Annotated in this window: 23 protein-coding genes, 2 tRNA genes and 1 other RNA gene; 16 read left to right on the top strand and 10 right to left on the bottom strand. The window is 60.1% G+C overall.

The genetic code is table 11. The features are described from left to right. The first annotated feature begins 26 nt into the window (after window positions 1–26). Together B5526_RS37825 and B5526_RS22635 are read left to right on the top strand one after the other, a co-directional pair. Window positions 27–260, top strand: coding sequence for a hypothetical protein (locus tag B5526_RS37825; RefSeq protein ID WP_154071392.1), 234 nt, complete (start codon window positions 27–29; stop codon window positions 258–260). Further along, window positions 253–1,911, top strand: coding sequence for an FAD-binding dehydrogenase (locus tag B5526_RS22635; protein ID WP_079545194.1), 1,659 nt, complete (start codon window positions 253–255; stop codon window positions 1,909–1,911). The genes B5526_RS37825 and B5526_RS22635 overlap by 8 nt, the downstream gene beginning before the upstream one ends. A gap of 80 nt (window positions 1,912–1,991) precedes the next feature. Here the strand turns inward: B5526_RS22635 and ssrA are convergent. Then, window positions 1,992–2,354, bottom strand: a transfer-messenger RNA (tmRNA) gene (gene ssrA / locus B5526_RS22630). Between the two features lie 165 nt (window positions 2,355–2,519). On the opposite strand from ssrA, the gene B5526_RS22625 reads away from it, so the two are divergent. Next, entirely contained in the window at window positions 2,520–2,885 is a 366-nt protein-coding gene (locus B5526_RS22625; protein ID WP_079541797.1) for a nuclear transport factor 2 family protein, read from the top strand. Between the two features lie 194 nt (window positions 2,886–3,079). Beyond that, on the top strand, window positions 3,080–3,334 hold the full coding sequence (locus B5526_RS22620; RefSeq protein ID WP_154071391.1) for a hypothetical protein: 255 nt from the start codon (window positions 3,080–3,082) through the stop codon (window positions 3,332–3,334). A 21-nt stretch (window positions 3,335–3,355) separates the two neighbouring features. On the opposite strand, the gene B5526_RS22615 is transcribed toward B5526_RS22620, so the two are convergent. The 4 genes from B5526_RS22615 to B5526_RS22600 all read right to left on the bottom strand — a co-directional run bounded on the left by B5526_RS22615 (window position 3,356) and on the right by B5526_RS22600 (window position 7,994). Beyond that, window positions 3,356–5,758, bottom strand: a complete 2,403-nt coding sequence (locus B5526_RS22615) for a bifunctional diguanylate cyclase/phosphodiesterase (RefSeq protein WP_079541793.1) — start codon at window positions 5,756–5,758, stop codon at window positions 3,356–3,358. Window positions 5,759–5,941: 183 nt separating this feature from the next. Further along, window positions 5,942–6,015 (bottom strand) — tRNA-Gly (locus B5526_RS22610). A 265-nt stretch (window positions 6,016–6,280) separates the two neighbouring features. Continuing rightward, window positions 6,281–7,177, bottom strand: a complete 897-nt coding sequence (locus B5526_RS22605) for an alpha/beta fold hydrolase (RefSeq protein WP_154071390.1) — start codon at window positions 7,175–7,177, stop codon at window positions 6,281–6,283. Between the two features lie 139 nt (window positions 7,178–7,316). Next, a complete protein-coding gene (locus B5526_RS22600; protein WP_079541789.1) occupies window positions 7,317–7,994 on the bottom strand; it encodes a hypothetical protein in 678 nt (225 codons plus the stop codon). A gap of 366 nt (window positions 7,995–8,360) precedes the next feature. Here B5526_RS22600 and B5526_RS22595 point away from each other — a divergent pair, with 366 nt between their 5' ends. The 4 genes from B5526_RS22595 to B5526_RS22580 all read left to right on the top strand — a co-directional run bounded on the left by B5526_RS22595 (window position 8,361) and on the right by B5526_RS22580 (window position 12,678). Then, window positions 8,361–9,053: a recombinase family protein gene (locus B5526_RS22595; protein ID WP_079541787.1), complete on the top strand. Its 693-nt coding sequence runs from the start codon at window positions 8,361–8,363 to the stop codon at window positions 9,051–9,053. 158 nt (window positions 9,054–9,211) lie between these two features. After that, window positions 9,212–10,207 (top strand): ABC transporter substrate-binding protein, encoded by a 996-nt coding sequence (locus B5526_RS22590; RefSeq protein WP_079541785.1) that lies wholly within the window; start codon window positions 9,212–9,214, stop codon window positions 10,205–10,207. Between the two features lie 196 nt (window positions 10,208–10,403). After that, entirely contained in the window at window positions 10,404–11,387 is a 984-nt protein-coding gene (locus tag B5526_RS22585; protein WP_079541782.1) for an ABC transporter substrate-binding protein, read from the top strand. A gap of 130 nt (window positions 11,388–11,517) precedes the next feature. Continuing rightward, the gene (locus tag B5526_RS22580) at window positions 11,518–12,678 is read left to right on the top strand and encodes an IS30 family transposase (RefSeq protein ID WP_079544645.1); all 1,161 of its coding nucleotides are present in this window, start codon (window positions 11,518–11,520) and stop codon (window positions 12,676–12,678) included. Window positions 12,679–13,283: 605 nt separating this feature from the next. On the opposite strand, the gene B5526_RS22575 is transcribed toward B5526_RS22580, so the two are convergent. Beyond that, window positions 13,284–14,978, bottom strand: a complete 1,695-nt coding sequence (locus B5526_RS22575; RefSeq protein ID WP_079541780.1) for an AIPR family protein — start codon at window positions 14,976–14,978, stop codon at window positions 13,284–13,286. A gap of 700 nt (window positions 14,979–15,678) precedes the next feature. On the opposite strand from B5526_RS22575, the gene B5526_RS22570 reads away from it, so the two are divergent. Continuing rightward, the gene (locus B5526_RS22570; protein WP_079541778.1) at window positions 15,679–15,888 is read left to right on the top strand and encodes a hypothetical protein; all 210 of its coding nucleotides are present in this window, start codon (window positions 15,679–15,681) and stop codon (window positions 15,886–15,888) included. Next, a complete protein-coding gene (locus tag B5526_RS22565) occupies window positions 15,875–16,894 on the top strand; it encodes a tyrosine-type recombinase/integrase (protein WP_079541776.1) in 1,020 nt (339 codons plus the stop codon). The genes B5526_RS22570 and B5526_RS22565 overlap by 14 nt, the downstream gene beginning before the upstream one ends. Before the next feature lie 49 nt (window positions 16,895–16,943). Here B5526_RS22565 and B5526_RS22560 read toward each other — a convergent pair. The 3 genes from B5526_RS22560 to B5526_RS22550 all read right to left on the bottom strand — a co-directional run bounded on the left by B5526_RS22560 (window position 16,944) and on the right by B5526_RS22550 (window position 19,181). Beyond that, window positions 16,944–17,017, bottom strand: a tRNA-Gly gene (locus B5526_RS22560). 96 nt (window positions 17,018–17,113) lie between these two features. Further along, window positions 17,114–18,820 (bottom strand): bifunctional protein-serine/threonine kinase/phosphatase, encoded by a 1,707-nt coding sequence (locus tag B5526_RS22555; protein WP_079541774.1) that lies wholly within the window; start codon window positions 18,818–18,820, stop codon window positions 17,114–17,116. 82 nt (window positions 18,821–18,902) lie between these two features. Then, on the bottom strand, window positions 18,903–19,181 hold the full coding sequence (locus B5526_RS22550; RefSeq protein ID WP_079541772.1) for a hypothetical protein: 279 nt from the start codon (window positions 19,179–19,181) through the stop codon (window positions 18,903–18,905). Between the two features lie 285 nt (window positions 19,182–19,466). Between B5526_RS22550 and B5526_RS22545 the strand changes: the two genes are divergently transcribed. The 6 genes from B5526_RS22545 to B5526_RS22520 all read left to right on the top strand — a co-directional run bounded on the left by B5526_RS22545 (window position 19,467) and on the right by B5526_RS22520 (window position 24,068). After that, complete coding sequence (locus B5526_RS22545) at window positions 19,467–20,789, top strand: ammonium transporter (protein WP_079541770.1); 1,323 nt, start codon at window positions 19,467–19,469, stop codon at window positions 20,787–20,789. A gap of 168 nt (window positions 20,790–20,957) precedes the next feature. Further along, the gene (locus B5526_RS22540; RefSeq protein WP_079541768.1) at window positions 20,958–21,542 is read left to right on the top strand and encodes a methylated-DNA--[protein]-cysteine S-methyltransferase; all 585 of its coding nucleotides are present in this window, start codon (window positions 20,958–20,960) and stop codon (window positions 21,540–21,542) included. 9 nt (window positions 21,543–21,551) lie between these two features. Next, window positions 21,552–22,391, top strand: a complete 840-nt coding sequence (locus B5526_RS22535; protein ID WP_079541766.1) for a helix-turn-helix transcriptional regulator — start codon at window positions 21,552–21,554, stop codon at window positions 22,389–22,391. A 54-nt stretch (window positions 22,392–22,445) separates the two neighbouring features. Further along, the gene (locus B5526_RS22530) at window positions 22,446–22,805 is read left to right on the top strand and encodes a VOC family protein (RefSeq protein ID WP_079541764.1); all 360 of its coding nucleotides are present in this window, start codon (window positions 22,446–22,448) and stop codon (window positions 22,803–22,805) included. 188 nt (window positions 22,806–22,993) lie between these two features. Next, window positions 22,994–23,434 carry an SRPBCC family protein gene (locus B5526_RS22525; RefSeq protein WP_079541761.1) on the top strand — a complete coding sequence of 147 codons (441 nt, stop codon included), beginning with the start codon at window positions 22,994–22,996 and terminating at the stop codon, window positions 23,432–23,434. Window positions 23,435–23,615: 181 nt separating this feature from the next. Then, entirely contained in the window at window positions 23,616–24,068 is a 453-nt protein-coding gene (locus B5526_RS22520) for a hypothetical protein (RefSeq protein ID WP_079541759.1), read from the top strand. A gap of 6 nt (window positions 24,069–24,074) precedes the next feature. Here B5526_RS22520 and B5526_RS22515 read toward each other — a convergent pair whose 3' ends face one another. Next, a complete protein-coding gene (locus B5526_RS22515; protein ID WP_079541756.1) occupies window positions 24,075–25,517 on the bottom strand; it encodes an MATE family efflux transporter in 1,443 nt (480 codons plus the stop codon). Between the last annotated feature and the right edge of the window lie 7 nt (window positions 25,518–25,524).

The raw sequence follows: 25,524 nt of genomic DNA, 5'->3' as shown, positions 1-25,524 counted from the left end.
TCGAACCCGATTCTGCGTGATGCAAGATGGTTGCCAGCCTGTTGCGAGAATGTGTTTTTGTCCAGATGCAAACGATGGCTCAAAACAAATTCAAATTGAGTGTTGCCGGCGCGCTGCACCTTGGCGCGAAAAGTCCCAAAGCGGAACAAGTTAATATTTCCTTAAGCGTTGGAGTGGCGCGCAAGGCAGCGTTTGCCGTTGACCGCGGCAAACGCCGCGGTCTTCAATCGGTTCGGGACCGGGGGAAATACGATGGCTGACGATGCAGACGTAATCGTGGTCGGCGGGGGCCTTTCGGGCCTCGTCGCCGCGACCGAAATCGCCGACGCCGGCAAACGCGTCATCGTGGTCGAGCAGGAAGGCGAACAAAGCCTTGGCGGCCAGGCCTTCTGGTCGTTCGGCGGCTTGTTTCTGGTCGACAGCCCGGAACAGCGCCGGCTCGGCATCAAGGACAGTTTTGAGCTGGCGCTGCAGGACTGGATGGGCTCGGCGGGGTTTGACCGCGACGAAGACCTTTGGCCGCGGCGCTGGGCGCAGGCCTATGTGGCATTCGCGGCCGGCGAAAAGCGCGGATGGCTGCGCGCGATGGGTCACCGTATTTTCCCGGTGGTCGGCTGGGCCGAACGCGGCGGTTATGACGCGATGAGCCACGGCAATTCGGTGCCGCGGTTCCATGTCACCTGGGGCACCGGCCCGGGCGTGGTCGCGCCGTTCGAGCGGCGGGCGCGCGAGGCGCAGGCGCGTGGGGTGCTGAGTTTCAAATTCCGCCACCGTGTCGATGCGCTCTCGATCACAGGCGGCACCGTCGACGGCATCACCGGCTCGATCCTCGAGCCCGATAACGTCGCGCGGGGCAAAAGCTCTTCGCGCAAAATCATCGGCGGTTTTTCGTTGCGCGCCCAGGCCGTGATCATTGCCTCCGGCGGCATCGGCGGCAATCATGAGCTGGTCCGGCAGAACTGGCCGAAGCGTCTTGGTGATGCGCCCAAGAACATGATCTCCGGCGTGCCCGAACATGTCGACGGCCGGATGATCGGCATCACGGAGGAAGCCGGCGCCCGGCTGATCAACCGCGACCGGATGTGGCACTATGTCGAGGGATTGAGGAACTGGTCACCGATCTGGCCGCGCCACGGCATCCGCATCCTGCCGGGACCGTCGTCGATGTGGTTCGACGCCCACGGCAAGCGGCTGCCCTCGCCGCTCTATCCCGGCTCCGACACGCTCGGCCAGCTGCATTACATCATGTCGACCGGCTATGATTATTCCTGGTTCGTGCTGACACAGAGCATCATCAAGAAGGAATTTGCCCTTTCAGGCTCGGAGCAGAATCCGGATTTGACCGGCAAGAGTTGGTTGATGACCGCGCGCCGCGCCACCAACAAGGGCGCGCCGGCGCCGGTCGAAGCCTTCAAACGCCATGGCGCGGATTTTGTGGTGCGCGACAACCTTGCCGATCTGGTCACCGGCATGAACGCGCTTGCCGGCGACAATCTGTTGAAGCTCGACGATCTCAAGGCCCAGATCGAGGCGCGCGACCGCGAGATCGCCAATCCTTACGTCAAGGACGCGCAGGTGATGAACATCCACAATGCGCGGAAATATATCGGCGACCGCCTGATCCGCACCGCAAAGCCGCACCGGATTCTCGATTCCACGCATGGCCCGCTGATCGCCGTAAAGCTCAACATCCTGACCCGCAAGACACTCGGCGGTTTCGAGACCGATCTCGACGCCCGCGTGTTCGGCAGCGACGGCAACATCATGCCGGGGCTTTATGCCGCCGGCGAAGCCGCAGGATTCGGCGGCGGCGGCATGCACGGCTACCGCTCGCTGGAAGGCACGTTTCTCGGCGGCTGCCTGTTTTCGGGCCGCAACGCGGGAAGGGCGGCGGCGAAGGCCGTAGGATAGGAAATCGAGGGCTGCACGATCATCGTGACGAGCGCTGCTATCGCCACAAAACAAAGCCGCGCCAACCCGAGGGTTGACGCGGCGATGGCCGTTCTGTTGCCAGGTGGACCAACCCCGAACAGGTTACGCCGCGAGGCGCACTTCGTTCAATGCAACGTTATCGTTTGCATTTAGGTTTTTGACCCGATAACGGCGGTATCATGCCGGGCACAATTCAGAGCTTCTTCGCGACCATCGATCCTGTTTCGCCCCCGCCGTAGCAGCCCAGGGATTTTGCCTTCCGACAAAATCGATCTCATCGAAAATGAGACCTTTAAGCTCAAGCTGCTAGGGTGGAGGCGCCGGGTACTGCCCCCGGGTCTGCCCGCAGTCCGCTCTAAGTTTCAGCGCCATCGTCTTGCGACAGAGCGACCGTACGCGCAACGGATGCGGAAAGATAGGCCGCGTTGGCATCCAAATGTGCGGATTCGGGCCGCGCGGGAATTTTTCCGCAAGTTTCCGTGACGGCGACAAACGAAATCCTTGACCTCAGAGGTAATCGATCACGCCGCGCGAACCTTCGATAGTCGGTCAGCCGGTCGATCCGGCTAACATCGAAGGAGAGAGACATGACCGATATGAATATCGTCGCCCGCCGCTATATCGACCTGTGGAACGAGCGGACGCCAAGCCGCCGGCGCGAGATCCTCAGCCAGCACTGGACCAAGGACGCAAAATATATCGACCCGCTGATGTCAGGCGATGGCCATGACGGCGTCGACGCGCTGATCGAGGACGTGCAGCAGCGCTTTCCGGATTTCCGTTTTACGCTGCTCGGCCAGCCCAACGGATATGGCGACCATGTCCGCTTCTCCTGGGGCCTCGGACCGGAGGGCGCGGACAGTCCGATCAAGGGCACCGATTTCGCGGTGGTGCAGGATGGCAAGATCCGAAGCATCACCGGATTTCTCGATCAGGTGCCGCAGGGCGCATGACGAACGGCGAACGGCGATGCGGCTGCCCCGGTCATGCCGGGGCGGCGGTGCCCGCTGCGCGCGGGTGGGCCGATTTCACTCGCGTGAACTCGGGTGGACCGGCTATCACGTTTCAAAGAGCGAGCCAAAAGCCAATTGGCGAAACGGAAGACGCGTTCCCATCTTCTGTGCTCACACCGATGCAGGAGACAGAGATGAGATTCGCATTGATCGGCGCCGCCGCGGTTGCCGCGGCTGCGTTTGCCACGCCGGTGCTGGCGCAACCCGTTGTCGAAGAACCCGGCTATTGCGCGCAGTACTACCCGAATGCGAATTGCCAAAACTACGGCCCCGGCAATCCCGTCACCTACCCCGGCTCCTATCGCAGCGGCTGGCAGAGCGGCAATGCGTCCGTGGAGCCGTATGTGCAACCGCGCTGGCACCGTCATCATCGCACCCACCACGGGTGAGATGGTACCCGATTTTCCGGTTCAGGCGCGCTGCGCCGGCCGCATGGTAACATCGTCGCTCTCGTCCAAAGCGACGTCGCCGTGAGTGTAGTGGCGGAAGCTGCCGATTGCGGCCGGACGGCCGAGCAAATATCCCTGCACCTCGGTACAGCTCTCGTCCTGCAGGAATTTCAGCTCAGCGGCGGTCTCGACGCCTTCGGCGATCACGGGAAGGCCGAGTCCACGGCCAAGCCCCAATACCGCCCGCACGATGGTCGCGGCCTGACCGTTGGAATTGACGGACTTGATGAAGGAGCCGTCGATCTTGATCCGGTCGAACGGAAACGCGCGCAAATTGGACAGCGACGAATAGCCGGTGCCGAAATCATCCATCGCGATGGCGATACCGATCGCCTTGATTTGCCGCAGCATGGCAAGCGCCCGGTTGAAATCGCGAACCAGCGCGGTCTCGGTGATCTCGATCTCCAGCCGGCGTGGCGGCAGGCCGGTGTCGAGCAATATCTGGTGCAATTCCCCGACGAAGCTTGCGTTGTAGAGCTGCACCGCCGAGACGTTGACGGCAATCTTCAACGGCTGCGTCCAGCTGGCGGCCTCGCGGCAGGCGGTTCGCAACACCCAGTCCCCGATCTGCAGGATCGCGCCGGTCTCCTCGGCGATCGGGATGAAAACGGCCGGCGAGATTTCGCCGCGCGTCGGGTGTCTCCAGCGCAGCAATGCCTCAAAGCCGCTGATGGTGTCGCTCAGGACCACCTTCTGCGGCTGATACACCAGCCGCAACTCGTCGCGCGCGATGGCATGACGGAGATCGTGCTCGAGCAATCGGCGCTCGCGAACCTCGACGCCCATTTTTGCCTCGAAGAAGCGATAGGTGTTGCGGCCCTCGTTTTTGGCGCGGTAGAGGGCGGTATCGGCGTGGGTAAGAAGCGAGTGACGGTCCGCCGCGTCGTCGGGACAAAGCGCGATGCCGATAGAGGTCGCGATGCGGGTGTCCGCGGCATCGCTCGAGGCGCGCAGCGCTTCCAGGATAGTCTCGGCAAGCCGGCTGGCGGCGGCGGGATTTGCAACATCAGGCATCAGGATGGCGAACTCGTCGCCCCCGAGACGCGCCATCATCTGCCGTTCACCGAGCACCGCGGTGACGCGTGAAGCGACCATCTGCAACACCTTGTCGCCGGTGGTGTGTCCGAACAGGTCGTTGACTTCCTTGAACTTGTCGAGGTCGAGACACAGCACCGCGAGGCTTTTGCCCGCCGTCAATGCCGCGATCTCCTGGTCGATCCGCGCATTGAAATGGCTGCGGTTCGGGAGCGAGGTCAGCGCATCGTGATGCGCCAGGAAATAGATATGCTGCTCGGCGTCCTTGCGCGCCTTCAGGTCGCGGACCGCGATGACCTGGTGCGGCCGTCCGGCGTAAACGATCGACCGCAGGATCAATTCGACCGGGGTCGTCGAGCCGTCGAGATGGCGCAACGCCGTTTCAACCGTTTTGTTCGATCCCGACAATAGCTCAGTGCGCGCGGCCTGGTCCGGAAAGCAGTACTCGAGCTTTTCGCCGACGAGCGTGGCGGCCGGCAATCCGGCGAGATGCGCAAAACTCGTGTTGACCGAGACGATCGCCTCTCCGTCGCAAACCAGAAGCCCCTCGACCGAAGCATCGGCGAGATCGCGCATCCGCTCGACCTCGAGTTCCGAACGCCTTTGATCGCGGATATCGAGCACGACGCCCGCCAGCGCCAGGGCGATAATGGCGACGCTCGCGATCGCCACCCCGATCGCAAGCAGTCCAGCGGGAAGTGCCGATGGCGAAACCTCGATGGTCGGATCGGGAATAATCGACACCGCGCCCATCGCGGTGAAGTGGTGGCTGCAGATCGCCAGCGTCAGCAGCAGGGCACCGCCGATCTTCCACTTCTCTTCCTTGCCATGAAGACCGACGGGAAGTGCGACCGCGCCGATTGCCGCGCCGAGCACGATCGATGTGACGACAAGCACGGGATCCCACAGGATGGTGCCCTCGATTTCAAATGCGGCCATCCCGGTGTAGTGCATCGCTGCGATGCCCCCGGCAACGATGGCGCCGCCCAGCCACGGCCCGTGGCGCCAGTTCGGCGTCAGCGACACCGCGAGCCCTGCGCCGGTCAGCAAGATCGCCGCCACCAGCGACAGCATGGTTAAAACAACGTTGTAGCCGCTCGGGATTCCCGGCGTGAATGCGAGCATCGCGATGAAGTGCGTTGCAAAAATGCCGAAGCCGGTAGATATGGCGGACACGGCCAGCCACATGCCCCGCGTCTGACCTGAGGATTTTTGGGCATGGCGAAGCAGGTTGATCGCCGCAAATGACGCCAGCACGCACACCAGGGCCGCAAGACCGACCAGCCTCAAATCGTGGGCGTAGGCAATGCACGTGTAAATCTTGAACATTGTTAACCACACCGCAACGGCGGAGATACCGCGATCGCGGGGGACCCTAACGGACAAGTCTGTAAGATCGGGTAAATGCACTTGTCCGGATCAGCGTGGCCGTGTCACCGGATTGCATGACAGCCTTCCGGCCCTGCCGTCGAAAGCGGGGGTCAGGTCTGCCTGCCCCTACCCGGTGGGGCCTGGAGCGGGCGAAGGGAATCGAACCCTCGTATGCAGCTTGGGAAGCTGCCGTTCTGCCATTGAACTACGACCGCTAACTTATTCAATAAAATCAGGTACTTCTCGTGTTTTTCGACCTGATTTTAGTTTCGCATCGTTGTGTCATCGTGATGTCGGCGGATTACCCCGAGACGCTTTTTATAGACCGCTCCAGCGCCGCGTTCAAACCGTTTACAGCCCGTCAGGTTGAGGCGGAGCATGTCTGCTTACGAGGGAAGACCGGAAGTAGTCGGCGGAGGGTCAAAACGACGCGATTGACCCTGAACAGACTTCGGACAGTTTTCACAATCGCCCGAGCTATCAGGGCGCCTTACCAACAGATTTAACGAACTCGACGATGTGAGATGCCGCGACTGCTGGCAGTTCGATCGGCAACAGATGCGCCGCGCCGGGTACGTTCACTACGGTCGCACGGGGCCCCAGTTCCTTTTGAAGCAAAACGCCGTTCTCCGGTGGAGCGATTTGGTCGTCCGCTCCTTGCAAGATCAAGTATTTGGTGTTTCCCGGGGGTGCCCACCACGCCGCAAGCGGCGTCGCCTTTGCAGCCGCCTCTTCTATGGCACCAGCCTTAGGGTCACGCGAAGCGTTCAAGATTTTCCACACTCGTGCGGCATCCGCCTCATTGGCCACGAGATACTTCATCTCGGAGAGGACCTCCGCTTCCGTGGACGCCGGGTTGAATATGACCTCCAACGCGTGAGAAGCCTCGGGCTTCGGCTGGATTTTTCCACCAGCCGCAATAAGGATGACGCTGTGCACCAGTTCCGGATGCGACGCGGCGAGCATGCGGGCTACGCGGTTTCCAAAATCGTTACCGGCTAGATGAACGGGACTAACATTGAGCGCCGTTATGACACCGGCAACATCATCGGCGTTGGTTTGGAGCGTGACCCCTTCGCTGGGCCCTGTACTTTTCCCGGACCCGCGAAAGTTGACGCCGATCACTCGATACCCCTGCGCAGCGAGTGCTGTGGCCATGGCGTCAAAGTAACCTACGGTCAAGGTCCCGCCAGGAAGCAGCACAATGGCTTCGCCTTTGCCTTGACTGAAATATTCCATGTTTGAGTTGGCAAGCTTTACGATGCCCTCAGTCGAGAGTGATTGGGCCATTGTACGCGGCGTCAACGCGAAACAAGCCATCGCGATTAAGCCGCTGGCGATAGTCTTACGAATGAGGGTCTGGCCGGTCGGTTTCACGGTGTTCTCCTTCCGCTTAGCGGGCGCGCCTCATATCCGAAGAAGTCCGGCGAATTATCGATCTGTGCTTCCGGATTTTCCGGCCTGAACCCACATAGTGATAAGCGCGGTTGCCGCGTAATAAAGTCAATGCATTCTATTACCACTTGATAGCAATGTGAATGTCGCCACCAAAGTACGCGAGCCCGCTTAACCCGACTAAGGTCGCCCAGGTGCTAATTGCTAAATACTTCAAAATTCGATGCTGATATCTCCTTTTCAGAAATTCTTGCATGGGCTCTTTGATTTTTACCCGATCTAACTCATCAGCTGAGAACTTAAACCGCTTTCTGGTATCCGGATTCCAAACGGGGATATTGCTTGACGACCATAGGTGCAGCACGATTTCCCTCCCGGGTTGTACATCACCCAGCACCATTGGTTGCCCCCTCTCAACAGAGATCGTCGGTCCCTGGTCGATTTGAAAAAGGTCGCTCCATTCATTGTCAAAGAGGGTTAGGTGAGACAACTTCTTGCGGCTATTGTTTAGAATAACAAACCGCATGTACGACTGCGCGGAAAAGAACGTTCGAAATATCCTAAGATCCCTCCACCTACTTTCGTCGACACTTGCAGCTTCCCGAAATTCTTTGCTGCCTAGGATCAGCTTGCTCGTTATGGCTTCAAGATAGTCGCACTTCCCTGCTTGATTCCAGGTCAAAACTACCAGTAATTGAGAGCGCTTTTCCCCCAACCACGCGAGGCATCTAACTACTAACGGAGCCAATATGGCCGTACCTACAAGTGCGATCAGTGCTGCTTTTAAGGTGTCCGACATTTCCCTTCATTCCCCGATTCAGGTGCCGCCCTTTAAACTCATCAGTAGTTCACAGCCTCCCGAGCTGTCCCTACTTCAACGTGATATCATTTAAGTACATCTTATTGGACTTTATTAATTGAGAGGGCGGCGTGTGTGCCAAGAAGTACGCGCGTCGCTTTCGAATTCTAATACGGCTAGACGCAGGAGAATTTTCGCAAACGGCGTTATCAACAGCGATGCTTTTTTCGACATGGATACACCAGCGACGTCGCCGAGACGAACAGTTGCTCCTCTGCCTGTTACAAAACTTGAGTGGCGGCTCGAATCGCCCTCTGTAACGCTTCGTGCATCCGACGTTGCACGAAATGTTACGGAGAGCATCCAATGCGAAACACCCGCTATATCGCATACTACCGGGTAAGCACCCAACGCCAAGGTAGGTCCGGCCTCGGCCTTGATGCCCAGCGGAAGGCCGTAAATGATCGGCTAAGCGATGGCGGCGATCTGATCTCCGAATACACCGAAGTCGAAAGCGGGCGTAAAAATGATCGTCCGAGGCTTGCGGAGGCACTTGCCGCGTGCCGCCTCCATCGGGCCACCCTGATCATTGCCAAGCTGGACCGCCTCGCCCGAAGCGTCGCCTTCGTATCCAATCTCATGGAGTCGGGTGTCGAATTTGAAGCCGTCGATTTTCCTCAAGCCAATCGGCTTACCATCCATATCCTAGCGGCCGTCGCAGAGCACGAAGCCCGAATGATCTCGGATCGTACCCGGGCGGCCCTAGCGGCGGCCAAAGCCCGGGGCGTCCGCCTTGGGGGATTCCGAAACCGTGCAGGAACCTGCAACGACCTTGCGCGGGCGCGGGCCGCAAGAACCAATAAAGCCGTTCGGCGGGCGTCCGATTTACGTACCACCATCCTTGAAATCCAGAATAGCGGTGCTCAATCGCTCTGCGCCGTGGCATCCGGCCTTAATCAAAGAGGGATAACCGCGCCTCGTGGCGGTGCTTGGCATGCTGCCCAGGTAAAGCGCGTACTGTCGCAGTTCGCGACAACGGGTCTGGTCTTACCCTCATAGCGGACATGGGCCGGAAGGCTCACCACTTCGCCTTTTGACCCGGAGGAGACATTGCTCCGGCCCTGAAGCACTGCATCCAGCCTGGCCTGACCTCGAATACAGTATGCTCGCGGCGTGGTATCATTGCCATTGGTAGGCAGCCCTCGGAGGAGAGGCAAATGCCAGCCACAATCGGACGGCGAGAGTTGATAGCCGCGGTTGGCGCCGCCGCCGTCGCTTGGCCATTGACTGCGCCCGCGCAGCAGCAGCCCATGCCCGTCATCGGTGTTGTGCGTCTCGCCAAGCGTGGGGAAAACACGCGTTTTGAGGACGCATTTCGTCAAGGCCTGACGCAAGCCGGCTACGTCGAAAATAAGAACGTCGTCATAGAATGGCGGTGGGCGGAAGGCCGTCACGAACGCTTGCCGGGCATATTGGCCGAACTGGCCGGTCGTCGGGTTGCTGCCATCGCAGTGCCGGGATCCACAGCGGCGGCGCTCGCTGCGAAGGCAGCTACACAAACCATTCCAATAGTGTTCATGATAGGGGGTGACCCCGTCGAGTTCGGGCTCGTCGCGAGCCTCGCGCACCCGGGAGGCAACATCACAGGGCTTGCTATGCTTGAGGTCCCTGTGGTCACAAAGCGGGTCGATTTATTGCATCAATTGATACCCACCGCGGCGACTATCGCGCTACTGACAAATCCAGCAAATCCATTTGAACAGGCTGAACGCCGGGAGGTTGAAGCCGCGGCGCGATCTCTGCGGCTGGAGCTGCATGTTGCTGAGGCGAAACATCAAGATGAAATTGATGCTTTATTTCCGAATCTGATCGCCCTAGGTGCCCGCGCGATTGTGATTGGGGCCGATGCGTACTATTTCAGCCAGCGCTGGCAAATCGCAGCTCTGGCCGCCCGGTATGCCATCCCTTCCATTGCGGCATGGCGCGAGTACCCCGAAGCCGGCGGCTTGATAAGTTACGGGACCAACCCCGTCGACCTTATTCGTCTGACAGGAATATATGTCGGTCGGATACTCAAGGGAGAAAAGCCGGCCGATATGCCGGTGCAGCAGGCGACCAAGTTCGAGTTGGTCATCAACCTCAAGACTGCGAAGGCGCTCGGCCTCACCATTCCAGACAAGCTGCTCGCACTCGCCGACGAGGTCATCGGATAAGCGGCCGGGACACGTCGGCTTGTGGCACCTTTGAGACATGCCGACGGACATGGAAAATGTCCGCTAAGTGGGAAAGACCGGAAGTGATCGGCGCACGGTCAAAGTGGAGCGATTGACCCGACTCGGACATCCGGCCGCTTGGACTTATGCTGAAAAGTGCTTACGCTCCGGTTGGAGCATCGGGGACGGAACAACAATGAAGCGACGCGAGTTCATCACGCTTCTCGGTGGCGCGGCAGTGATGTGGCCGCCGGACGTGCGTGCACAACAGCCCGACCAGAAGCGGCGCGTCGGCGTCTTGGTTATTCTCTCCGAGACTGATCCGCAAACCCTGGTTCGCACCACCGCATTTCAGCAGGGCCTCGAGAAGCTGGGATGGAAGGTCGGTCGCAACGTTCAGATCGACTATCGTTTCGGCGTCCGAGAAGACGAGCGGGCGCGCGCCGCCGCAACGGACTTACTGCGACTGACACCAGACGTAATGGTCGTCAGTTCCGGAGCGGCCTTGCGGGCCGTGCAGCAGGCGACCCGCACGACGCCGATCGTGTTCGTGGGGGTCAGCGAGCCGGCCGGCGTTGCGAACCTCGCACATCCGGGCGGCAATACCACCGGTTTCACGACTTTTGAGCCGAGTATGGGAGCGAAATGGTTGGAACTGCTTAAGGAGATTGCCCCGCACGTCACGCGCGTCGCAATTATGTTCAACCCGGGCGCGACCCCCGTTGCGCCACTATTCGTTCCTTCGGCGCAGGAGGCTGCTCCAAGGTTTGGCATGGAAACCGTGACGACGCCGGTTCATGCGTCCGGGGAGATCGAAGCGGTGATGGCGCGGCTCGGAGGAGAGCCGGGTTCGGGCTTGATCATCCCGCCGGACAGCTTCCTGCCTTTTCACTACAAACTAATCGTCGAACAGGCGGCTCGATATCGCCTGCCCGCGATTTATGCGTTTCGGTTTTACGCCGACGCGGGAGGCCTTGTTTCCTACGGCCCCGACATCGTGGATGAATTCCGACAGGCAGCGGCGTATGTAGATCGGATACTCCGGGGCGAGAAGGCCATTGATCTACCTGTGCAGCAGCCAACCAAGTTCGAGTTCGTGATCAACCTCAAAACCGCCAAGGCGCTAGGTCTAGAGGTGCCGCCCATTCTTCTCGCCCGTGCCGACGAGGTGATCGAATAGGAAAGAGGCGACTTCCGTTGTTGGCACTTTTCGGACATGGCGCCATGATCGAGCGACTTCCGATCTCCACCGGTGGTCTCAACCGGTTGACGCAACACTTTATCTTAAAGGAGAGATGGAGTGTGGTTTGATGGCTCACAAATTTCATAGAGGGTTTACTGCGGCAGAGAAAACGGAGTTATGGGATCGCTGGAAGCGCGGGGAGTCGCTAAAGGCGATCGGACGCGCTTTTGGTAAGCAGTCATCGTCGATCTATTTTTTGGTGGCTCCGCATGGTGGGATTCGTCCTGCCGAGCGGCGTCGCTCCAGGCTGGCATTGACGCTCGCGGAACGCGAGGTGATTTCCAGAGGTGTTACGGCACATCGATCGGCCCGATCGATCGCCAAGTTGCTTGGCCGCTCACCCTCGACGGTGAGCCGGGAAATGAGCCGCAATGGCGGCTATGATCGCTACCGAGCGACGCTTGCGGACGAGAATGCCTGGGCGCGAGCTCGTCGTCCAAAATGCTGTAAATTGGCGAGCAGTCCGCGGCTACGGCGAGCTGTCGCGGGGAAGCTCAGATTGGATTGGTCACCCGAGCAGATAGCCGGCTGGCTGAAGAGAACGCATCCTGAAGACGAGTGTAATCAGGTGTCACACGAGACGATCTACCGCAGCTTATTTGTACAAACCCGTGGCGTGCTCAAGAAAGAGCTGCTTAGTCATCTTCGATCGAAGCGCTCGATGCGTCGCTCCAAGCCGGTCGATCCGGATGGCGATAGACGGGGGCATATCAAGGATATCGTCTCAATCCGCCAGCGACCGGCGGCGGTTGAAGATCGAGCGGTGCCTGGCCATTGGGAAGGCGATCTGCTGTCCGGGCCGAACAACAGCTACATCGCGACCTTGGTCGAGCGTCATACGCGCTACGTGATGTTGGCCAAGGTGGCCGGTAAGGACACCCGAACGGTCGTCACCGCGCTCATCAAGCAGGCGAAGAAGCTACCAAAGGAGCTGTATAAGTCCCTGACCTGGGATCGGGGAAAGGAACTTACGGATCATCGTCGCTTTACGTTGGCGACCAAAATCGACGTATATTTTTGCGATCCGCAAAGCCCGTGGCAGCGCGGGTCGAACGAGAACACCAATGGCCTGCTGAGACAGTACTTTCCGAAGGGCACCGACTTGTCGGTGCACTCACAAGCCTACCTGAACAAAGTGGCTCGTCAGCTAAACGAACGACCACGTGAGACCTTGCAATTTGAAACCCCAGCAGAGAGATTTAGCGCCTGTGTTGCGTCGACCGGTTGAGCCGGCAACCCAATAGCGGACATTCAATCGGGAGCAAAACCGAGGAGATGCAGATCGCCCCTCCCTATATGTATTAGTGCGAAAATCCCTATAAAAAATTTCCAATTTCAATTGGTCCGAGATTAAGAGCACTGAGTATGAAGCACACCCGCCGTTAGAAACGCCGAATAGTGCAACACCGTCTTACACGTAAGACCGATTCTCTTCAGGGATTTGCACCGCACGAAAACCGGGAAAAAACTCGATTCTGCTAATCGCGGGTAACGCACACCGCTTTTCCTATCAAAATACAAGATGTGCCCCATCTACTGTAAGACCAAAGCATTACGCCGCCCTGTAAGACACCCGGGCTTGCAGGAAACCTGCAAATCTGAAGCCTCGTCGCCATCCCTGCAAGCTGGACAGGCTCGCCCGAGCCCCCGCATCAAGCCAGCTCGGAAGCATCGAATGTCCTCAAGCCAATCGGCTTACCATCCATATCCTTGCGGCTGCGGTGTCGAAGCATGAAGCTCGATATTTTTCACCACGGCCTGTGATATAGTACTGGCCCGAGGACTTTCACCGGCCCAACTCGCCATCGAAATAGTGCCAATTCCTCACATACGTCAGAGTTTTGATGCCATGGCCTTCGATATGGCAGTCAATTTTTGCTGGTTCTTGAACAGCTGAGCCAAATAGGCCTGCGGGTAAAGCTTGTTCGCCTCAGCCGAAAGACCGTTGTAGATGTCGTCGACAAGCTTAGCCACGTCCACGGCGATTTTAGCCTGCAGTGGCGTTGAACCGTTCACAATCGCGGCGGGCAGACGCTGAAACACATTGTGGGCGATGAACCGGTTTCCGTGAATAAAGAACCCTTCCTCTCGGCCGTTTACCGCAGCAAGCCTAGTGCTCAACGCATTCTCGACGAGGCGGAGTATCCTAACAGATTGCCAAAGCTTCAGGCCCGATACGCTCGGGTTGAATAGCGCCTTGTAGGGGGGCTTTGTGGTGTCCTCCCAAAGGCGGCCGATTTCGCGTTTGGCAAGGGTGGAATGCGAAAGCTCGGAACTGCCGCACGCGAGGGCAACGGTTGCTTCCTCGATGTCCGTGGTCTTTTGGTCACGTATGGAGCCGTCTCCTGATTTGTAGTTGTAGAAGACGCCTTCGATCATGAGCTCTGTGCGTAGACGGTTCTGCTCGGGATCGAGTGAGACAAAGTCTTTGGGATTGATCCGGTTCTGGGTGTTGGTAGCCTTGGTGATCTCATCGCCGAGCAATGCTTCCTGACCGTTCCCGACAGCAATGAACCGAACTTGGACCCGCGCCTGCTCTACTGCGTCCTTCTTCTTGTCGTATGCAGTAGCAATCGATCCGGCGGTCTGGGCTCCATTAACGATTCGGACATCATAGCAGTTGAAGTAGCCTGCTTCCTTGCTCTTGCCGCCAACCATCTTGGGACTGATCTCGCGGCAGATGACTGTGACACCGTTATTAAAGTGCCAGAAATGCTTGGGGTCGTTGAGTAGAGTGGTCTGGAGACCGACGTTTACTTCCGTATCCGCCCCAAGGAACATGCGAATGTTCTGTGACACGATTTGCGGATAGTGGTCCTTCCACCAGCTTGCAACGTCGCTTGCGGCAACTTGCCCGTACACTGAGTACGGATCGACTGCCTCGCCCCATTGAAAAAGCGCCACTTCTAGATCGATAGGGTCACCTTGCGTTCCTCGGGCGACCAGGGCGTGCACGTCGCCCTGCTTAAGCAGCCTAACTTCCAGAAGGTCGGATGCTTGGGTGTCCATTGTGTCATTATATTTCGCAAGGCAGTCGTCGAGATCCTGCTGGACTTCAGGGGCAAGATCGTTCGTCCCCGTGTGGATGGGGACCAGCACATACTTAGCTTTGTCGTCGTGCAGCGCTTCCTTGATCATGTCAGCCTTAGCGTTGACCTTGGCGTTGAACCTGGCAAGCTCCTGTTCCGCGAGGTCCTCAAATCCCTTCGTGAATTTAAGCATATCTGCACGGTCGAACGCGCCATTGCCGTCCGAGTGCCACTTCGCCTGAACCACAAACATCGTCTTCGTCAGGCGATCGTAGTGAAGCGCATCGATTCCGTTGTCGCCGGTGCCGTCCGTAACGGCAAGCGCAGCGTCATCGGCGGAGATACCAACGAGCTGCATGATGGCAAACGCTGCAAGTGCTCTGGTGAGGAAAGCCTTTGTCCCGGCGGGAGTAGCGGGCTGCACATCACTGAGATCGATCTTGCTATCGAATAAACGATGCAATGCGCCATCGATTTGGTTGACGTGGAGAATGCTCATGTGATGCCCATCTCAGACTTAAGAGTATCAAGGTCCGCTTTTAGTTGAGCCGCCATTTCGTGGGCTCGCGTAGAAAGGTCGGTGGAAGGCTTTTGTTTGGTCTATGCTTTGGCCAATGCAACAACACTACGTGAGTCGGCTAGGATGTAGCAAAACCGAAGGTTTGCAATGCCCCCTCCTCATCTTTTAACAGTGCGAAAATTCACAAAAAATTATCAAACTCGTATCGTGATGCCGAATCTTCAGCTCGGTAGGATCGAAGTCGGAGGCAGGACAAGTAACACCGGCCATTTGAGATACGAAGGCTCGTCCGGCTCGGTTCGGCCCTCTTCGCGGCCGCCAGATTCCACGATACATGACCGTACTGTTGGAAGCCTTGGAAGCTCGGATCGCAGCGAGCCAAGAGTTGCAGGCAAGCTTGCAGGTAATACAGCAAAAACTCGATCCACTTGCAGGTCGCCTGCAAACGCAGCCCGAGTTGAAAAGGCGAAACTATTGAAAACACGGGATAAATTCACGAAATTTATTTGCGGCAAGCGCTTGTTCGAAATGGTTGAAGCTCGTAAACCTAGATGCCGCGTACTGGAATTGCACGCGCGGCAATTTCAGAGGTCGCATTCACCTCTGGAATACGATGCCGAAACTTCCTCCACCATCGATAAACTACTTTCGGCTGTTCTTCCGCTTGCGGGTCTTATGAATGGCCCGTCGCCCTTGCACATTCAAACAACAAGATGTCACACGCGCGTTGCGTGGGGCAATCGCTGCTGGCATTGAAATACAGCGGGTTGAAATCGACAAGGCTGGAAAGATCATCATTGTAACGATCGGCGACAGCCCGCAAACGTCCGAGCACGAACTGGACCTAGAACTGGTAACTTTCAAGGCGGCGCGGCATGGTCAGAGTTGATTTGAAGGGCATCGCAAAGGTCAATTCCAAAGGAAAGACTTACTATTATGCATGGCGCGGCGGCCCGCGTCTTCGCGGTGAGCCCGGTTCTCCTGAATTCATGGCCGCCTATAATGAGGCGGTCGAAAACCACCGAACGCCAGATACGGCCCGGTTCCGATCGCTCGTTACCCTTTATAAGGCCAGTGGGGACTACAAGGCCCTCGCCGATTCTACTAAACGCAACTGGTCGCGGTGGCTGGATCGTATAGGCCAGTACTTCGGCGATCTCCGTATCGCGCAATTCGATCGCCCGGACAAAATCAGGCCCGTCATCCGTCTCTGGCGGAGTCAGTGGTCCGACAAGCCACGGACTGCGGATTACGCCATGCAAGTTCTCTCGCGTGTGTTGTCATATGCCGTAGACCCTCTCGGCAAGATCGCCGGAAATCCCTGCGAAGGTATTAAGCAGCTCTACAGCGCCAACCGATCGGAGATCATCTGGACCGAAGCCGACATCGCACAGCTTAAGAAAACATGCTCTGCGGATATCAGTCATGCTGTCGATCTCGCCGCCCATACCGGACTGCGGCTCAGCGATTTATTGCGGCTATCATGGTCGCACGTCGGCGACGACGCAATCACGATCACCACCGGTAAGAGCAAGCATCGTCGCACGGCAATGATTCCTCTTTACGATGATTTGCGGCGGGTTCTGGAGGGGATTCCGAAGCGATCGACAACGATCCTAACGAACGTCCGGCGCCGGCCCTGGACGGCCAACGGTTTCGGCACCGCGTTTAACCGGGCCAAGATCGCAGCCAAGATGAATGAGCGCAACCTGCATTTCCACGACCTGAGGGGAACGGCGGTCACCAAGTTCTACACCGCGAACATACCCGAGCGCGTGATTGCCGAAATACTGGCGTGGGAGGAAGAACACGTCGCCAAGATCATCCGGCGCTACGTAGATCGCACGGCGGCGACGAAAGCCTTGATCCGGCAAATCAACGAAAGGCGAACGTAACGTGCAAAACCAACGACAAAACCCGAACCCTGAAAATGGGCTAAGTGCTTGGAGCGGGCGAAGGGAATCGAACCCTCGTATGCAGCTTGGGAAGCTGCCGTTCTGCCATTGAACTACGCCCGCGGTCGTCCCCTGATTTAGCCGAGACTGCGCGTTACGCCAAGCGGCAGTTTGCGCCTGCGCGGACTTGCCCGGATCAATTTTCGCGAAGGCTTACCCCTAATGCCGAAGCAACAACACCAGCAGCGCGAGCGCCAGCAGCGCGGAGATGCCTTGCCAAAATCGCAAGGGGTAGCGTTCATAGAGCGTTAGCGGCCGGCTCGGCGCGTGCGGCGCGCTCGCGGGTCCCGCTTCCATCTCGATGGCAAATTCGGTCATGTCGGGAAAGCGCTCGGCGGGATCTTTGGCGAGCGCACGTGCGAGCGCTGCCTGCAGCCAGGCCGGCAGGTCCGGGCGCAAGGCCGAAAGCGGTGTCGGCCGCTCGCGGCGCGGCGGGCTGATGGCGTCGACATTGCCATACGGATATTCGCTCGCGAAGGCGCGGAACATGGTGACGCCGAGCGCGTAAATGTCGGTCGCCTCGGTGCCCGCTTCGCCGTCGAGCATTTCCGGCGCCATGTAGGCTAGCGTACCGGGTATGTCCTGCGGCGGGGCATCCTCCAGTCCGGGGATGCGCACCACCCCGAAATCGATCAGTTTCAGCGATCCTTCGCGCTCGAGAATGACATTGTCCGGCTTGATGTCGCGATGGATGATGCCGGCGCGGTGCAGCGCCGCCGCCGCGCGCGCAAGTTTTATCGCGATGTTACGTCCTTCTTCCAGACCGAGCCCGGGGCGGCGCGTCAGCCGGGTCTCCAGCAACTCGCCCTCATAAAGCGGCATGACGGTGTAGAGACAGCTCTGCCGCCCCGGCGGCAGTTCGATGACATGGCCGAGCCACGGGCTGTTGACGCGCGAGCCCACCCATGCCTCGCGGGCAAAAGTCTCGCGGAATTTGGCCTCGTCGACCATCCGGGGTTTGGGAAATTTCAACGCCACCTCGCCGCCCTCGACCTCGTCCTCGGCACCGAACAGGCGGGTGTAGCGTCCGTCGGACAACAGCACCTTGAGCACGAAGCCATCGACGGTCTCGCCGCCCTGCGGCACTGGAATGAGCGGCAATTTCGCAATGTCGGCGCCGATGTCGGTGGTTTCAGCCGTTTCAAGACCGACCACGTCGAGCACCAATGCGGTGCAGTTGTCGGTACTGCCTGCATCAAGCGCAGCCCTGACCAGCTCGCGCGCGGTATCCTCCGACGAGACGCGCTGGCGCATGATGTCGGCGATCGCCTCCGTCGCGAGAGTGCCGTGCACGCCGTCGCTGCAGAGCAGGAAGCGGTCGTGCTGCGCCAGCGGCTGGCTGGTGTAGTCCAGCCGCACCTCGGTCTCGACGCCGAGCGCGCGGGTCAGGATGTTCGACCGGCCGTCGCCGCCCGGCCGCACATGGTCTGATGTCAATAGGGTCAGGCGGTCGCGGCTCAGCCGGTAGGCGCGAGTGTCGCCGACATGCAGCACATGGGCGATGCGGCCGCGCAGCACCAGCGCGGTGAAGGTGCATCCCATCCCCATCAACAGCTGATCGCGTTGACCCTCCGAGTGGATCCAGCCATTGAGCGCATCGATGACGGTGGCGGCCGCGCGCCGCACTTCCATGGTCTCCGGCAGATCGCAAAATCCATCGAGGAAACCGCGCACCGCGATCTCCGCCGCCTCGCGGCCGCCCTTGGCGCCGCCGATGCCATCCGAGATCGCCGCCACCACGTCGCGGCGCGGCTGCGGCAATTCCGGGCCGAAAACGGCGCCGGCGAAATCCTCGTTGCGCTTGCGCGGTCCGGTCTCGGAACAGAACCCGACGCTTACCTTGACGCCGGAAAGGCGCTGAGCCATCGACGCCGCTCCAATTTTTTAGAAGAGCATGACCCGGAAGAGTAACGCGGTGACCGCGCCGCAGGATTGCGGCATCACGGCCTCAATTCTCCAGCTTGCAACGATGGTAGACAAAATAGCCGCCTGTGCTCGACGCGACGATCGCCGTCAATTTCTCGGATTTGCGGTCAAGCGTGTAGTTGCCGCCGTCGCTGGCATCGTGCCAGGAAATCTGCGCGTCGCTGATGCGGGCCGGATTGGAATCCACCGTGCCCTTGTCGTAGTCGATCCTGATCTGCCAGTTCGCGCCGCTCGCGATATTGGTGCAGGTGACGGGAATCTCGCCGCGCGGCGCTTCTGCGCCGATCGCGGGCGACGCCATGCCGACCGCCAATGCGCTAATTCCCGCCGCTAGCCGGGTCAGAATCACCGGTCCCCTCGCCCGAGTCGTTTTTACCTTCTTCGTGCCTATTTCATGATCATTTGCATATTATTTGATCACATCAATCTAAGCCCGGCGTACGAACTTTATGGAAAACCGCTGTCCCGTCAATGCCGGATAGGGCCGAGATGAGTGGTATATTCCTTGCGTTTTACTCCAACGCTGGTCTGTGCCGCCGGCGCAGATTCGGTTTGGTTCATAACAAACTCGATTGGGGGAAGGCTCATGGCACTCGTTCCATCACCACAATGGCTGGATACTGGCAATAACGCCTGGCAGCTCGCGGCGGCAACCTTCGTCGGCCTGCAAAGTATTCCCGGGCTGACGGTTCTCTATGGCGGCATCGTCAAGAAGAAATGGGCGATCAACTCCGCCTTCATGGCGATGTACGCCTTCGCGTCGGTCCTCGTCGTCTGGGTCCTGTTCGATTACAACATGGCATTCGGGGAGCAATGGTTTCCATTCCTCGGCAAGCCGGGGTTAGCGACATCGGCATCATTTATCACCGGCCAGGCAATCGTTCCGGCCGCGGCATCGGGCATGCCGCCGCTGACCTTTCCGATGGCGACACTGATTTTCTTCCAGTTCGTGTTCGCCGCCATCACCGTCATCATCCTCGCCGGCGCCGTGCTCGGCCGGATGAATTTTACGGCCTGGATGATCTTCTGCCCGGTGTGGATGACGCTGGTCTATACGGTCGGGGCGTTCAGCCTGTGGGGCGGCGGCTGGCTCGCCGGCATGGGGGTTGCGGACTTTTCCGGCGGCTACGTCATCCATCTCGCCGCCGGCACCTCGGGCTTCGTTGCCGCATGGTTGGTCGGTCCGCGGCTGCAGGCCGATCGCGAGCATTTCCCGCCCAACAGCCTATTGATGACGCTGGTCGGCGCCGGAATTCTATGGCTGGGCTGGAACGGCTTTAACGGCGGCGACCCCTATTTCGCCAACGCCGATGCCGGCGCTGCCGTGCTCAACACCAACACTTGCACGGCGGTGGCGCTCTTGGTCTGGACGCTGATGGACAAGATGGCCTACGGCAAGCCGTCGGTGTTAGGTGCCGTCAACGGCATGATCGCAGGCCTCGTCGCCATTACGCCTGCCGCGGGCTATGTCGATGGCCTGGGCGCGATCGCGATCGGCGTCGTCGCCGGCATCATTCCCTGGCTCGCGATGAACAAGCTGCAGAAAGCCAGCTTCATGATGAAGGTGGACGATACGCTGAGCGTGTTATCGACCCACGGCATCGCCGGTCTCACCGGCGGATTGCTGACCGGGATCTTCGCCAATCCCGACATGCTGATGTATATCGGCACCGACAAGGAGGCGCCGGGCGTCAACGTCACCGGCCTGCTCTACGGCAACGCCAACCAACTGCTGCTGCAGGCGGAGGGCGCGGCCTTCATCATCGTCTACAACGTGATCGCGACCTTCATCATCCTCAAGGTGATCTCGTTCATCGTCCCGTTACGGATGGATGAGGCGACGTTGAAAGTGGGCGACGACGCGGTTCACGGCGAGACCGCCTACGCGATCGGCACCGAGGGCGAATAGCCCGCCAGCCCTTGGCGGCACCACGAACGGCTCCGGCGCGCCCGCACGGAGCCGTTTTTCTTGCCCCGCTTTGTCGATTTGCCCCCTCGCCCCCATTTTATCCGATCCTCAAGATTCCAGATGCGCCGGAACACGACAGTGTTATGATCGCTGCCGGGGCGTGGTGTCATGGCGGGGCGAGGCTACTCCATATTCGATACCGGTATCGGCCGATGCGGCATCGCATGGGGCTATTCCGGGATTCTGGGCGTGCAGCTTCCCGAGGCGCGCGAGATCGAAACCCGCAAGCGGCTGTTTCAGCTCTATCCCGACGCCCGCGAACTGCGCGCGCCGATGAACGTCGAAATTGCGATCGAGGCGATTACCGCGTTGCTGCGCGGCGAGACGGCCGATTTCTCCGACGTCACGCTCGATATCTCCGGCATCCACCCCTTCAATCAGCGCGTTTACGAGCTCACGCGCGCGATCCCGCGCGGCGAGACCCGGACCTATGGTGACGTCGCGGCACGTCTCGGGGCTCCGGGCGCGGTTCACTCGGTGGCGCAGGCGATTTCGAAAAACCCCTTCATGATCATCGTGCCCTGCCACCGCGTTCTTGAAGCGGGCGGCTACGCCGACCGGATTTCCCCCTATGGCGGCGTCATTTCCAAGCGCCGGCTGCTCTCGATCGAGGGCGCGGGCGCAGGCCCGGCCAAGAGCAAAACCCTGTTCGACGTGCTGCTCCCCGTTGCGCCGCCACGGCCGCAGAACTAAATTTACCCCATGACGAGAACGGCCCTCCACCAGCGCGGCTCCATTTCCGTATCCGACTTCCGGTGCTGCGCCGCGCCGGGCGACAAGCCGTTTGCGGAACAATACGCCTGCCATTCGATCTCCTATGTCCGCAAGGGCAGCTTTGGCTGCCATAGCCACGGCCGGTTCTTCGAGCTGGTGGCGGGATCGATCCTGGTCGGGCATCCCGGCGACGAATTCATGTGCACCCACGAACACGTCTGCGGCGACGAGTGCCTGTCGTTTTTCCTGGATCCCGAACTGGTCGAGACGATCGGCGACCGCAAGGACGTCTGGCAGGTCGGCGCCGTGCCGCCGCTGCCCGAATTGATGGTGCTCGGCGAATTGGCGCAAGCCTCCGCCTGCGGCCGCAGCGATGTCGGCCTCGACGAGATCGGGCAAATGTTTGCGAGCCGCTTTGTCGAGGTGGTCTCGGGGCGATCGCACAAGCCCGCCCCGGCTAGCTCGCGGGATCGCCGCCGCGCGGTGGAGACGGCGCTGTGGATCGATGCGCATTCGCACCAACAGATCAATCTGGAGGACGTCGCCGCTCACGCCGATATCAGCCCGTTCCACTTCCTGAGGCTGTTTTCGAGCGTGTTAGGGGTGACGCCGCACCAATATCTGGTGCGCTCGCGGCTGCGCCATGCGGCGCGGCTGTTGGCCGACGATGCAAGGTCCGTCACTGACGTCGCCTATGACGTCGGCTTCGGCGATCTTTCGAACTTCGTCCGTACCTTCCATCGTGCCGCAGGGGTTTCGCCACGAAGGTTCCGCGAGGCCTCACGCGGGATGCGCAAGATTCTCCAAGAACGCCTCGCCCTGCACTGACTAGGGTGATCTCCAGACGCGTTGTCGAACGCGTAAGTTTCACCGGAGATCATCATGTACGACCACATCGGACTGAAAGTAGGTAATCTCGACGCCAGCGTGCGCTTCTATTCGGCGGCGCTGGCGCCGCTCGGCTATGTCTTGTGCTCGCGCGACGATAGTGGCGCGGGTTTCGGACCCAAGGGCGAGCCGGCGCTCTGGCTCTATTTGCACAAAGGTCTTTCGGGCGCCGGCGCCCATATCGCGTTCCGTGCGCCCGATCACGCGGCAATCAGGAAATTCCACGCCGAGGGCGTCAAGGCCGGCGGCCGCGACAATGGCGGTGCCGGCCCGCGCGCCGATTACAGCCCGAGCTATTTTGCGGCGTTCCTGATCGATCCCGACGGCAACAATGTCGAGGCGGTTTGCACGTAGTCAATTTGGCATTCCGCCCTCACCATCGTCATTGCGAGGAGCGTAGCGACGAAGCAATCCACTCTTTCTTTGTGGCCGTGGATTGCTTCGCGGAGCCTGTCATCGGGCGCGCATTCGCGCGACCCGTTGGCTCGCGATGACGGGAATGGAGAAGCGACGACGGCTATCCCTCGCGCAAGGAGAACACCATGGCTTCCATCCACAAGGACATCCCTATCGACGCTTCACCCGCTGACGTCTGGGGCGCGGTTCACGACTTCGGCAATCTGCACCGGCGGCTGGTGCCGGGATTCGTACTCGACGCGCGGCTCGACGGCGATGCCCGCATCGTGAATTTCGCCAACGGCACGGTGGCGCGCGAACTATTGGTCGATTGCGACGAGACCAGACGGCGGTTGGTCTATGCCGTGATCAGCGAGCGAATGAAACAACACAGCGCGTCGGTGCAGGTTTTTGCCGATGGCGACACGCGTACGCGCCTGGTCTGGATTGTCGATGTATTGCCGAACGAAATCGCGCCCTACATCGACAGCCAGATGGATCAGGCAGCGCTGGCGATGCAGAAGGCATTAGCGCGATCAGCAAAAGTGGAATCCGGTTTTGCGTCCGATAGCGCTAAAAAATATTAAAATGGCGCATGATCTTATCGCCAAACCGCTTACACTTTGGCGGATCATGCGCCGGCGCGACGCCGCGTAGACCGGGATTGTGATCTTTCTCACAGAGGGTGCCGCACGCGGTCGCTAGCCTCGCTTGGTGCGTCCGGTTTGCGCCGCGTCCGCGGAGCTTGCGCACGCGAGGAGAAAGACCATGACGGGAGCTGACAGGCTGGTGTGCAAACTAGCCACGCTGCTCGTGCTGTTGACGCTGACGGCAGCGCCGGCGAAGGCCCAATTCGCAGGCTTCGGCGGCGGCGGCGGTGGCGGCGACATGATGACCCAGATGGCGCCGATGCTCGAAATGATGAAAGCCAAGATGGGCAAGCGCCGCTTCGGCCAGCTGATGCAGACCATGGGCCCGATGATGAGCCAGATGATGGAAGGCGGTGGCGGCGGCTTTGGCGGAATGCTTGGCGGCGGCGGAATCCCCGGCGGCTTCGGCGGCGGCTACGTGCCGGGAGGCTACGGCATAGGCATGGGCGGCGGCGACTACATGGGCATGCTCGGCGGCGGTGGCGGCAGCGGCATGATGAGCATGATTCCGCAATTGATGCAGATGGCCAATTTCGGCGGCGGCCATCATCGCCATCACCGGCGGCGCTGAACAAGTTTACGACATCGCCGGCCTGGCTTGCGGAACGGGGCCGGCCTTCGGGCCCCAGCGCGTCAGAACGACGCTGGAGGCCGACAGCACGCCGAGCACGCCCATCGAGGCCGCGGCGAGCGCGAAGAAGTTCGCGGCGGTCGCGTTGTGGGTCGACAGCCACCAGCCGCCGAGCGCGATGAACACCAGCCGCGCGCTTTGCGCCAGCACAGGACCGACCACCTTGGCCGCGCCCTGCGAGGAAAAATACATCGACATCGCAAGCCCGATGAACGCGTACATCGGGGCCGCCGTCGCCAGATATTGCCGGCTCGCCGCGCGCACGCCCGGATCATGGGTAAAGATGTTGACCCAGAGATCCGGGAAGATCGCGATAAAGCTGCCGATCACGCCGACCGAGACGAACGAGACCAGGCCCGCGGTCAAGGCGATCCGCCGCGCACGCGCGATCCGGCCCGCGCCGATCGCCATGCCGATCATCGGCACCGATGCAATCCCGGTCGCGAATGCCACCGAGGTCAGCATGAATTCAAGCCGCGCGCCGATGCCGTAGCCGGCCAGGATCGCGGTGCCGAAACCCGCCAACAAGTGAGTGAAGATGCTGATGGTGAGCACCCCCTGCAGCGGCGAGAAACAGGAAACCGCGCCGACCTTTAAAATATCGAAGAACATCGCGCGCTTGATGCGCAGGCCCCTGATCTTGGGAACGACGCGCGCCCGTCCGGAAAACAGATACCACGCCATCACCGAGATGCTGATCGAATAGGCGATCAGCGAACCCGCGGCGACACCGCGCATGCCGAATTGCGGGATCGGGCCAAGGCCGAGGCCGAGCGTGCCGCCGAGAATGATCTGGCAGATGGCGGAAGAGAGGATCATCAGCGACGGCAGCTTCATGTTGCCGGTGCCGCGCAAAACGCCTGCCATCGTGTTCATCAGCCAGGGCAAGACCGCGCCGCCGAAGAAAATCTGCGCGTAGCCGACGGCGTTAGCCAGCACGGTGCCGCGGCCGCCGAGCAATTTTAGCAGCGCCGGCCCGAAGATCAGCATGCCCAGCATGAAGGTCAGCCCGAACGAGATGCCGATCAGCAACGCGTGCGCGGCCAGCGTCGAGGCGCGCTCGACATCGCCGGCGCCCAGCGCGCGCGCAATCGCCGACGCGACGCCGCCGCCCATCGCGCCGCCCGACATGGTCATGGTCAGGATCACGAACGGAAACACCAGCGCCATCGCTGCCAGCGACTCCACACCTAACCGGCCGATATAGGAGGTCTCGGCGATCACCACGCAGGTGCCGGCCGAGAGCGCGATCACGTTCGGCCACGCGAGCCACAACAGCGTGCGCAGGATCGGGCCGTCGAGCAGCGCGTTGCGCGCCCGCGGCTCGGGCGGCGGAAGCGGACGCTCCTCTTCGTCGACGGGAATCTCGGGGACGGCAATATCGGGCAAATTTCGC

It is taken from the genome of Bradyrhizobium lablabi (genome assembly GCF_900141755.1).
GTDB classification, from domain to species: domain Bacteria; phylum Pseudomonadota; class Alphaproteobacteria; order Rhizobiales; family Xanthobacteraceae; genus Bradyrhizobium; species Bradyrhizobium lablabi_A.
This window is presented reverse-complemented; position numbering and strand designations above follow the sequence as displayed.

Bases quoted from the DNA above. Each gene is read 5' to 3' on its own strand.
- B5526_RS22620 (WP_154071391.1), top strand. From the start codon at position 3,080: ATGAGATTCGCATTGATCGGCGCCGCCGCGGTTGCCGCGGCTGCGTTT.
- B5526_RS22530 (WP_079541764.1), top strand. From the start codon at position 22,446: ATGTACGACCACATCGGACTGAAAGTAGGTAATCTCGACGCCAGCGTG.
- B5526_RS22575 (WP_079541780.1), bottom strand. From the start codon at position 14,978: ATGAGCATTCTCCACGTCAACCAAATCGATGGCGCATTGCATCGTTTA.
- B5526_RS37825 (WP_154071392.1), top strand. From the start codon at position 27: ATGGTTGCCAGCCTGTTGCGAGAATGTGTTTTTGTCCAGATGCAAACG.
- B5526_RS22615 (WP_079541793.1), bottom strand. From the start codon at position 5,758: ATGTTCAAGATTTACACGTGCATTGCCTACGCCCACGATTTGAGGCTG.
- B5526_RS22545 (WP_079541770.1), top strand. From the start codon at position 19,467: ATGGCACTCGTTCCATCACCACAATGGCTGGATACTGGCAATAACGCC.
- B5526_RS22600 (WP_079541789.1), bottom strand. From the start codon at position 7,994: ATGTCGGACACCTTAAAAGCAGCACTGATCGCACTTGTAGGTACGGCC.
- B5526_RS22540 (WP_079541768.1), top strand. From the start codon at position 20,958: ATGGCGGGGCGAGGCTACTCCATATTCGATACCGGTATCGGCCGATGC.
- B5526_RS22590 (WP_079541785.1), top strand. From the start codon at position 9,212: ATGCCAGCCACAATCGGACGGCGAGAGTTGATAGCCGCGGTTGGCGCC.
- B5526_RS22570 (WP_079541778.1), top strand. From the start codon at position 15,679: ATGGCCCGTCGCCCTTGCACATTCAAACAACAAGATGTCACACGCGCG.
- B5526_RS22635 (WP_079545194.1), top strand. From the start codon at position 253: ATGGCTGACGATGCAGACGTAATCGTGGTCGGCGGGGGCCTTTCGGGC.
- B5526_RS22625 (WP_079541797.1), top strand. From the start codon at position 2,520: ATGACCGATATGAATATCGTCGCCCGCCGCTATATCGACCTGTGGAAC.
- B5526_RS22585 (WP_079541782.1), top strand. From the start codon at position 10,404: ATGAAGCGACGCGAGTTCATCACGCTTCTCGGTGGCGCGGCAGTGATG.
- B5526_RS22550 (WP_079541772.1), bottom strand. From the start codon at position 19,181: ATGGCGTCGCCCGCGATCGGCGCAGAAGCGCCGCGCGGCGAGATTCCC.
- B5526_RS22535 (WP_079541766.1), top strand. From the start codon at position 21,552: ATGACGAGAACGGCCCTCCACCAGCGCGGCTCCATTTCCGTATCCGAC.
- B5526_RS22580 (WP_079544645.1), top strand. From the start codon at position 11,518: ATGGCTCACAAATTTCATAGAGGGTTTACTGCGGCAGAGAAAACGGAG.
- B5526_RS22565 (WP_079541776.1), top strand. From the start codon at position 15,875: ATGGTCAGAGTTGATTTGAAGGGCATCGCAAAGGTCAATTCCAAAGGA.
- B5526_RS22555 (WP_079541774.1), bottom strand. From the start codon at position 18,820: ATGGCTCAGCGCCTTTCCGGCGTCAAGGTAAGCGTCGGGTTCTGTTCC.
- B5526_RS22520 (WP_079541759.1), top strand. From the start codon at position 23,616: ATGACGGGAGCTGACAGGCTGGTGTGCAAACTAGCCACGCTGCTCGTG.
- B5526_RS22525 (WP_079541761.1), top strand. From the start codon at position 22,994: ATGGCTTCCATCCACAAGGACATCCCTATCGACGCTTCACCCGCTGAC.
- B5526_RS22595 (WP_079541787.1), top strand. From the start codon at position 8,361: ATGCGAAACACCCGCTATATCGCATACTACCGGGTAAGCACCCAACGC.